General features: G+C 72.1%; 8 protein-coding genes. 3 read left to right on the forward strand and 5 right to left on the reverse strand.

Annotation, left to right across the window (positions count from 1 at the left end; genetic code table 11):
• Window positions 1–48 precede the first annotated feature (48 nt).
• The 3 genes from ACFYYJ_RS22495 to ACFYYJ_RS22505 all read right to left on the reverse strand — a co-directional run bounded on the left by ACFYYJ_RS22495 (window position 49) and on the right by ACFYYJ_RS22505 (window position 4,906).
• Window positions 49–3,180, reverse strand: a complete 3,132-nt coding sequence (locus ACFYYJ_RS22495) for an efflux RND transporter permease subunit (RefSeq protein ID WP_389134821.1) — start codon at window positions 3,178–3,180, stop codon at window positions 49–51.
• Between the two features lie 145 nt (window positions 3,181–3,325).
• Complete coding sequence (locus ACFYYJ_RS22500; protein ID WP_389134823.1) at window positions 3,326–4,054, reverse strand: response regulator; 729 nt, start codon at window positions 4,052–4,054, stop codon at window positions 3,326–3,328.
• Window positions 4,055–4,087: 33 nt separating this feature from the next.
• A complete protein-coding gene (locus tag ACFYYJ_RS22505; RefSeq protein ID WP_389134826.1) occupies window positions 4,088–4,906 on the reverse strand; it encodes an adenosylcobinamide-GDP ribazoletransferase in 819 nt (272 codons plus the stop codon).
• Window positions 4,907–4,976: 70 nt separating this feature from the next.
• Here ACFYYJ_RS22505 and ACFYYJ_RS22510 point away from each other — a divergent pair, with 70 nt between their 5' ends.
• On the forward strand, window positions 4,977–5,753 hold the full coding sequence (locus ACFYYJ_RS22510; RefSeq protein ID WP_384595133.1) for a hypothetical protein: 777 nt from the start codon (window positions 4,977–4,979) through the stop codon (window positions 5,751–5,753).
• A gap of 54 nt (window positions 5,754–5,807) precedes the next feature.
• On the opposite strand, the gene ACFYYJ_RS22515 is transcribed toward ACFYYJ_RS22510, so the two are convergent.
• Window positions 5,808–6,086, reverse strand: coding sequence for a hypothetical protein (locus ACFYYJ_RS22515; RefSeq protein ID WP_385133931.1), 279 nt, complete (start codon window positions 6,084–6,086; stop codon window positions 5,808–5,810).
• A 13-nt stretch (window positions 6,087–6,099) separates the two neighbouring features.
• Window positions 6,100–6,894, reverse strand: coding sequence for a PspA/IM30 family protein (locus ACFYYJ_RS22520; RefSeq protein ID WP_389134830.1), 795 nt, complete (start codon window positions 6,892–6,894; stop codon window positions 6,100–6,102).
• A gap of 255 nt (window positions 6,895–7,149) precedes the next feature.
• Here ACFYYJ_RS22520 and ACFYYJ_RS22525 point away from each other — a divergent pair, with 255 nt between their 5' ends.
• Both ACFYYJ_RS22525 and ACFYYJ_RS22530 read left to right on the forward strand, forming a co-directional pair.
• Entirely contained in the window at window positions 7,150–7,749 is a 600-nt protein-coding gene (locus tag ACFYYJ_RS22525; protein WP_385133934.1) for a DUF3043 domain-containing protein, read from the forward strand.
• Window positions 7,750–7,823: 74 nt separating this feature from the next.
• Window positions 7,824–8,534: a class I SAM-dependent methyltransferase gene (locus ACFYYJ_RS22530; RefSeq protein ID WP_385133936.1), complete on the forward strand. Its 711-nt coding sequence runs from the start codon at window positions 7,824–7,826 to the stop codon at window positions 8,532–8,534.
• Window positions 8,535–8,734: the final 200 nt, after the last annotated feature.

Genomic DNA, 8,734 nt, shown 5'->3' on the forward strand with positions numbered 1-8,734 from the left:
GCCCCTTCGGCGTGCGGCGGGCGGGCGGGGCCTTACGGCCCCGCCCGGTCAGACGCCGGCCGGCGTCTCCTCCTCGCGGGGGGCGACCACCGTCAGGCGTGCCTCGCGCTTCGCCGAGCGCTTGGCGCGGCGGCGCTCCTTGCGGAGTTCCACCATCGTGTAGAGCGTCGGTACCAGGAGCAGCGTCAGCAGCGTCGAGGTGACCAGGCCGCCGATCACCACGACCGCGAGCGGCTGCGAGATGAAGCCGCCCTCGCCGGTGACGCCGAGCGCCATCGGGAGCAGCGCGAAGATCGTCGCCAGGGCCGTCATCAGGATCGGGCGCAGGCGGTGCCGGCCGCCCTCGATGACGGCTTCGACGACGCCGAGGCCCTGGGCCCGGTACTGGTTGACCAGGTCGATCAGGACGATCGCGTTGGTGACGACGATGCCGATGAGCATCAGCATGCCGATCATCGCCGGGACGCCCATCGGGGTGCCGGTGACGAGGAGCAGGCCGATCGCGCCGGTCGCCGCGAACGGGATGGAGACCAGCAGGATCAGCGGCTGGACCAGCGACCGGAAGGTCGCGACCAGCAGCATGAACACGATCGCGATGGCCGCGAACATGGCCAGGCCCAGCGAGGCGAAGGCCTTGTCCTGGTCCTCGGAGACGCCGCCGATGGAGGCGGTGGCGCCCTCGGGCAGCTTCAGGGCCTTGATCTTCGTCTGGAGGTCGGCGCTGACGGCGCCGGTGTTGTCGCCGACCGGGCGTGCGGTGATGGTGGCGGCGCGGGCGCCGTCGATCCGGGTCATCGCGACCGGGCCGGGTACCTCCTTGACCTCGGCGATGTCACCGAGCTTGACGGGGCCGACCGGGAGGGCCTGCAGCTGGGCCAGGGTGGTGGCCGGCTGCGCGGACTTGATGACGATGTCCCGCTCGGTGTCGTCCAGTACGGCCTTGCCCGCCGGATTGCCCCGTACGGCCTGCGCGACGATCCCGCCGAGCGCGGCCTGGTTCAGGCCCAGTTCGGCGGCCTTCGGGGTGGCGGTCACCGAGATCCGGGGCACGGACTGGGAGAGGTCGCTCTGTACGTCGGTGACGTTCTCGAGGGTGGCCACCTCGGCGCGGACCTGCTCGGCGGCCTTGGCGAGGACACCGGCGTCCCCGGCCTTGACGACCACGCTGAGGTTCTGGTTGCCGAAGCCGTCGCCCGCGGCGATCCGGGTCTCGCCGATGCCGTCGAGGCCGGCGAGCTTGCCCTCGATCTGCTTCTTGACGCTGTCGGCCTTGCCCGAGTCCTTCAGGGAGACCTGGTACGAGGCCTGGTTGGAGCCGGTGCCGCCGCCGAAGGCCGCGAGGAAGCCGGAGGAGCCGACGGTGACCTGGTAGCTCTTGACGCCGTCGACCGAGGCCAGCACCTTCTCGATCTTGCGGCTCGCCTCGTCGGAGGCGGCCAGGGAGGTGCCGGGGGCCAGTTCCTGCTTGACCGTCAGGACCTGCTGCTCGCCCTGGTCGAAGAAGTTGGTCTTGAGCAGCGGGGTCATGCCGAAGGTGCCGAGGAGGACGACCACGGCGATGGCCACGCTCGTCAGGCGGCGGCGGGTGGCGAAGCCCAGGACCCGGACGTAGAGGCGCTGGAGCTTGCTGCGCGCCTCCTTCTCCTCCGCGTCGCGGCGGGCCTTGGCGGCGCTCTCGGCGTCCCCGGCGGCGATGCCCTTGGGCGCGCTGAGGAACCAGTACGACAGGACCGGAACGACCGTCAGCGAGACGATCAGCGAGGCCAGCAGGGCCGCGGTGACGGTGAGCGAGAAGGAGCCGAAGAGTTCGCCGATCATGCCGCCGACGAGGCCGATCGGCAGGAAGACGGCCACGGTGGTGAGCGTGGAGGAGGTGACCGCGCCGGCCACCTCCTTGACCGCGGTGAGGATGGCGCTCTCGCGCTCCTCGCCGTAGCCGAGGTGGCGCTTGATGTTCTCCAGGACCACGATCGAGTCGTCGACGACGCGGCCGATGGCGATGGTGAGCGCGCCCAGCGTCAGCATGTTCAGCGACAGGTCGCGGGTCCACAGCACGATCAGCGCGAGGACGACGGACAGCGGGATGGAGACCGCCGTGACCAGCGTCGAGCGCAGCGAGGCCAGGAAGACCAGGATCACGATCACCGCGAAGAGCAGGCCGAGCATGCCCTCGGTGGTGAGGCTGGAGATGGACTTGGCGACGGCCGGTCCCTGGTCGCTGACGACGGTCAGCTCGGCGCCGCCGCCGAGGGTGGAGCGCAGCGCGGGCAGCTTGTCCTTGACGGCGTCGGAGATGGCGACGGCGCTGCCGTCCTTGTCCATCGTCATGACGAGGGCGAGGCTGGGCTTGCCGTTGGTACGGGTGATGGAGACGGCCTTGGCGGCCTCCTGCTTCACGGTGGCGACGTCGCCGAGGCGGACGGCGGGCTTGCCCGGGCCGGCGCTCAGACGCAGGTCCTGGACCTGGGCGAGGGAGGTGTAGCCGGTGCCGACGCGGACGGTCCGGTTCTTGCCGGCCTCGTCGAAGGAGCCGGCGGGGACGGTCGCGCCGCCCGCCTGGAGGCCCTGGGCGAGGGCGGCGCCGTCGAGGCCGGCGGCCGCGAGCTTGGCGTCGTCGGGGGTGACGGTGACCTGGAGGTCCTGGACGCCGTCGACGGTGACCTGTCCGACGCCCTCGATGTCCGACAGGACGGGGACGACGGAACGTTCCAGCTGGTCGGCGAGGGCCTGCTGGTCCTTGTCGGAGGTGACGGCGAGGATGACCGTCGGGATGTCGTCGGTGGAACCGGCCACCACCTGCGGGTCCACCTCGGCGGGCAGCCGGACCCGGGCCCGGTTGACGGCCTGCTGGACGTCGGCGACGAGCTGCTTGGTGCCGCTGTCGCCGTAGTCGAAGGTGGCCATGATGAGGGCGTTGCCCTCACTGGCGGTCGAGGTGATGCCGGTGATTCCGTCGACGCCCTTCAGCATGGCCTCGATCGGTTCGACGACCTGCTTCTCCACCACGTCGGGCGAAGCGCCCTGGTACGGCGCGAGCACGGACACCATCGGCAGTTCGATGGACGGCAGCAGCTGCTGCTTGAGCTGCGGGATGGCGATGGCGCCGAAGAGGAGCGCGACGAGCGACACGAGGCCGATCAACGCCCTTTGGGCAAGGCTGAAGCGGGACAGCCAGGACATGGGTGTGGGATCTCTCTGCAGTGGGAACGCAAGGGCGTTTCCAGCCTGTCCCGCGGTCGGGGCCTCCCGCGTCGCCCCCAGGTCCCGTCCTTATGTGGCACATACCGCGTCCGCAGTACGCCGCACTACTGCGCCGCGTACGCCGCTACTCCGCGCGAGGCCGGACAAGTCCCGATTCGTACGCGATGACCACCAATTGGGCGCGGTCGCGGGCGCCGAGTTTGGCCATGGCCCGGTTCACGTGGGTCTTGACGGTGAGCGGGCTGACCTCCAGCCGGCCGGCGATCTCGTCGTTGGACAGCCCCGCGGCCACGTGTACGAGGACCTCGCGCTCGCGGCCGGTCAGCGCGGCGAGGCGCTGCGCGTGCGAGCCCGCCGTGGCCGCGGCCGCGGCCGGGTCGGCGCCGCCGCCCTGCGCGAGGAAGGTGGCGATGAGCCCCTTGGTGGCGGCCGGGGAGAGCAGGGCCTCGCCGGCGGCGGCCACCCGGATCGCGTTGAGCAGCTCCTCGGGCTCGGCGCCCTTCCCGAGGAACCCCGAGGCGCCGGCCCGCAGGGCCTGGACCACGTACTCGTCGACCTCGAAGGTCGTGAGCATCACCACGCGCACGGCGGCGAGTTCGGGATCCGCGCTGATCATCCGGGTGGCGGCGAGCCCGTCGGTGCCGGGCATCCGGATGTCCATGAGCACGACGTCCGCGCGGGTCTCCCGCGCGAGCGCGAAGGCCTGCGCCCCGTCGGACGCCTCCCCGACGACCTGCATGTCGGGCTCGGAGTCGACGAGCACCTTGAAGGCGGAGCGCAGCAGCGCCTGGTCGTCGGCCAGCAGCACCCTGATGGGGGCGGCCGCGGTCGTTTCCGTCGGAGTGTGGTCCACGGGGTGAGCGTACGTGGGCCGTTGCCCGCGGGATCAGCCGAGGGCGAGGACGATCAGGGCGGTGGTCGCCGCGGTTTCGGCGAGGGCGCCGAAGACGTCGCCGGTGACCCCGTCGAAGCGGCGCACGCAACGACGCAGCAGGAGTTCCGCGGCGAGGAGGGCGGCCGCGACCGCGACGGCGGCGCGGGCGGCGGCCGGGAGGCCCAGCGGGAGGGCGGCGGCGGCCGCGGCCACCGTGGTCAGGGCCGTCAGGGCGGCGGCCGTGCGGCGCGGGACCACGCCCGCGACGGCCGCGCCGAGGCCCTCGGGGCGGGCCGCCGGGACGCCGTCGCGGGAGGCGAGGGTCATGGCGAGGCGGGCGGCCACGGCGGCGGTGACGGCGGCGAGGGCACCGCGTGCCCAGCCGTCGGCGTACGCGTTCGACAGGGCGGCGACCTGCACCAGCAGCGTCAGTACGAGGGCGACGACGCCGAAGGGGCCGATGTCGGACTGCTTCATGATGCGCAGCGCGGCCTCGGCCGGTTTGGCGCTGCCCAGACCGTCCGCGGTGTCCGCGAGGCCGTCCAGGTGCAGCCCCCGGGTCAGGGCCGCCGGTACGGCGACGGTGACGGCCGCGGCGAGCAACGGGCCGCCGCCGAGCGCCGCCAGCACCCCGGGCACGGCTGCGAGCAGGCCGACGACCAGCCCGGCGAGCGGGGCGCAGGCCATCCCGGTGCGGGCGGCGGGGCGGTCCCAGCGGGTGATGCGGGCGGGCAGCACCGTGAGCGTGCCGAACGCGAAGCGCACGCCGTCGAGGAGCGTGGCGCGGTCCGCGGGCGGCGTGGGGGCCGGTTCTTCGTACGAATCTGTCATCGGCGCGAACGCTACCCGCTCGCCCCGAACGGTAAATTGCCCATTACCGACCAAACAGGGAGGCAGTGGGATGGGTCACTGGTGGTATCGGAACATCGTCGAGCCGGGGAAGCTGCCCATGCTCCTCGCGCTGCTCGCCTTCGTGACGTCGTTCCTGGTCACCCGTGTGATCACCCGGCTGATCCGGGCCGGTCGGGGCCCCTTCAAGAACATCACCCCGGGTGGCCTGCACGTCCACCACGTGGTGCCCGGCGTGATCCTCGTGATCATCGGCGGCTTCGGCGCGGTCGGCAGCGCCCGTCACGGCCTCGCCGCCTGCCTCTCGGCGGTGATCTTCGGTCTCGGCGCGGGCCTGGTCCTGGACGAGTTCGCGCTGATCCTGCACCTCGACGACGTGTACTGGAGCGAGGAGGGCCGCAAGAGCGTCGAGGTCGTGGTCCTGACGGCGGCGCTGGTGTGCCTGGTCCTGGGCGGCTTCCTGCCCTTCGGGGTCAACGACCTGACCTCCGAGGAACGGCAGAGCCGGGGACTGGTCGCCATGAACACGGCCACCAACTTCTTCCTCGCCCTGATCGCCCTGTGGAAGGGCAAGGCCCGCACCGCCATCTTCGGGGTGGTCATCCCCTTCGTGGCGCTCGTCGGCGCGATCCGGCTGGCCCGGCCCGGGTCCCCGTACGCGAAGAGGTTCTACGCGAACCGTCCGCGCGCCCGCGCCAAGGCCGGGCTGCGCGCCTTCCACCACGACCGCCGGTGGGCGGCGCCGCGGCGCAAGTTCGAGAACTTCATCGGCGGAACCCCGGACCCGAGGCAGCCGGCCGTCTCCCCGGAGGAGCCGGAGAACCGATGACGGGCCCGCCCCATGCCCCTGGGACGGGCCCGTCGTCGTGTCGTCGTGACCCGCTCAGCCCGGGATCAGGCCGTCGTCGCTGAGCATGTCCCTGACCTCGTCCAGCGTCGCGTCCTCGCCGGGCAGGATCAGCTCGGACGGCTCCAGAGCATCGTCGGGCAGCGGCTCGCCGAGCCGCCGTACGGCTTCGAGCAGCGCCCCCAGCGTCCGCCGGAAGCCCTCCTCGTCACCGCCCTCCATCTCCTCCAGGAGCGCGTCGTCCAACGTGTTGAGCTCGGTGAAGTGACCGTCGGCCACCTTCACCTGACCTTCCCCCATGATGCGGACGATCATGACGGACCCCGTCCTACTGCTTGTCGAACCGGTGCTGGGTCTGCGACTGCTGCTGACCGGCGCCCGGGGCGCCGCCCTCGATGGCCTGCTGCTGCGAGGGACCGCCCGCGAGCTCCGCCTTCATCCGCTGGAGCTCCAGCTCGACGTCCGTACCGCCCGACAGGCGGTCCAGCTCGGCCTGGATGTCGTCCTTCGAACCGAGCCCGCTCTGGTCGTCGAGCGCACCCGACGCGAGCAGCTCGTCGATCGCCCCGGCCCGCGCCTGGAGCTGGGCGGTCTTGTCCTCGGCCCGCTGGATGGCCAGACCGACGTCGCTCATCTCCTCGGAGATGCCGGAGAAGGACTCCGCGATCCGGGTCTGCGCCTGGGCCGCGGTGTAGGTGGCCTTGATGGTCTCCTTCTTCGTCCGGAAGGCGTCCACCTTGGCCTGCAGCCGCTGCGCGGCCAGCGTCAGCTTCTCCTCCTCGCCCTGGAGGGTCTGGTGCTGCACCTCCAGGTCGCTGACCTGCTGCTGGAGCGAGGCGCGACGGGACAGCGCCTCACGGGCCAGGTCCTCACGGCCCAGGGCCAGCGCCTTGCGGCCCTGGTCCTCCAGCTTGGCGGACTGCCCCTGCAGCTGGTTCAGCTGCAGCTCCAGGCGCTTGCGGGAGGTCGCCACGTCGGCGACCCCGCGGCGCACCTTCTGCAGCAGCTCCAGCTGCTTCTGGTACGAGTAGTCGAGGGTCTCGCGCGGGTCCTCGGCCCGGTCAAGGGCCTTGTTCGCCTTCGCGCGGAAGATCATCCCCATACGCTTCATGACACCGCTCATGGGCTTCGCGCGCCCCCTTCTAGACGGACTGTGCTCCAGGTCACCGACAAGACCCACAGTACGGGGCCTGTCTCCATTACCGCACTGTTCGAGTACGGATGCGCTCCTCCTCCAGGACGACTCCGCTCCCGCCGTATCAGGCGTAAGGAGTAGGTGCGCCCCCGAGGAGACTCGCACCCTGGAAGACGCCCGCCGTTGCCGGATCGTTCCCCGCCGGGGTGGGGCCCATGCGCTCGACAACGTAGGGTTGGGTTTGTGTTTGGTAGCCGCTCCTCCAAGGAAGAGAAGGCCGCCGCCACCGACAAGGTGAGCGCCGACCTCTCGCAGCCCCGTGACCCGCAGGCCCCGAAGGGCCGCCCGACGCCGAAGCGTGCTGTGGCCCAGTCGCAGCGCAAGGCCGTGGTGGCCTCGACCGGCAACCGCAAGGAGGATGCCAAGCGAGCCCGTGAGCGCCGTCGCGTGGAGATGGCCAAGCAGCGCGAGGCGCTGGCCAGCGGCGACGAGCGTTACCTGCCCGCGCGTGACAAGGGCCCCGTCCGCCGGTTCGTCCGCGACTTCGTGGACTCCCGCTTCTCCGTCGCCGAGATGTTCCTGCCGCTGGCAGTGGTCATCCTGGTGCTGAGCATGATCCGGCAGCCGTCGATCCAGAACATCGCGCTGCTGCTGTGGCTCGGCGTGATCGCCCTGATCATCGTCGACTCCGTCGGCCTGGTGTTCCGCCTGCGCAAGGCCCTGGGCCAGCGCTTCCCGAACGAGCCCCGCCGCGGCGCCGTCGCGTACGGCCTGATGCGCACCCTCCAGATGCGCCGACTGCGCCTGCCGAAGCCGCAGGTCAAGCGCGGGGAACGGCCCTGAGCGGATTTTCCGAGGGCGCCCGGCTCTGGCTGGAGGGCCTGGGCGGACTGCGCAACGCCGTCCGCCAGGAACTCGTGGGCCGGCAGGTCGACGAACAGATCTCGCAGCGCTTCCCCGTGGGGCAGCGGCTGCGCGTCCTCGACGTGGGCATGGGCCAGGGCACGCAGGCACTGCGACTGGCCCGCGCCGGGCACAAGGTGACGGGTCTGGAGAAGGACCCGGGCATGCTCGCCGTGGCCCGCGCGGCGCTGGCCGCCGAACCGGCCGGCATCCAGGACCGCGTCCTCCTCATGGAGGGCGACGGCCGCGAGACCGGCGCGCACTTCACGCCGGGCAGCTTCGACGTGGTGCTGTGCCACGGGGTGCTGATGTACGTGCCCGAGCCGGACGCCATGCTCGCCGGGCTGGCCCGGATGCTCGCCCCCGGCGGCCTCCTCTCCCTGCTGGTCCGCAACGGCGACGCGCTCGCCATGCGGCCGGGGCTGGACGCCGACTGGAAGGGCGCGCTGGCCGCCTTCGACACCGTCGACTACACGAACCGGCTCGGCCTGGACGTACGCGCCGACCGCCTGGCCGACCTGACGGCCACCCTCGCCGGCATCGGGGCGCCGCTGCACTCCTGGTACGGGGTGCGGGTCTTCACCGACGGGACGGAGGCGGGCGAGTCCCTGCCGGCCGACGAGGAGCTGGAAAGCCTCCTGACCGCCGAGGACCGCGCGGGCCGCACCGATCCCTACCGGGGGGTGGCGGCGCTGCTGCACTTGTGCGGGGTCCGGGGGCAGTAGCCTCCGGGGCACCGCTGCCGTGCGCGCCCCTCGCCCTTCGGGGCTGGGTACGCGGCGGCCCCTGCGTGTACCGCCGCGCCGTCGGGGTCGGGTGCGCGGTGGGGCGCCCCCGCAGGGCGTCGAACGAAACCCGCTCGTCTTGCCGGTGCCGCATCGGGTTCGACGCCCGAGGAGGTGCCCCGGCGCGCGCCCGGCCCCGA

Source organism: Streptomyces sp. NPDC002467 (assembly GCF_042889825.1).
Classification (GTDB): Bacteria; Actinomycetota; Actinomycetes; order Streptomycetales; family Streptomycetaceae; genus Streptomyces.

Coding starts and splice junctions, on each gene's coding strand:
- ACFYYJ_RS22495 (WP_389134821.1), bottom strand. CDS start 3,180: ATGTCCTGGCTGTCCCGCTTCAGCCTTGCCCAAAGGGCGTTGATCGGC.
- ACFYYJ_RS22505 (WP_389134826.1), bottom strand. CDS start 4,906: ATGACAGATTCGTACGAAGAACCGGCCCCCACGCCGCCCGCGGACCGC.
- ACFYYJ_RS22510 (WP_384595133.1), top strand. CDS start 4,977: ATGGGTCACTGGTGGTATCGGAACATCGTCGAGCCGGGGAAGCTGCCC.
- ACFYYJ_RS22515 (WP_385133931.1), bottom strand. CDS start 6,086: ATGATCGTCCGCATCATGGGGGAAGGTCAGGTGAAGGTGGCCGACGGT.
- ACFYYJ_RS22520 (WP_389134830.1), bottom strand. CDS start 6,894: ATGAGCGGTGTCATGAAGCGTATGGGGATGATCTTCCGCGCGAAGGCG.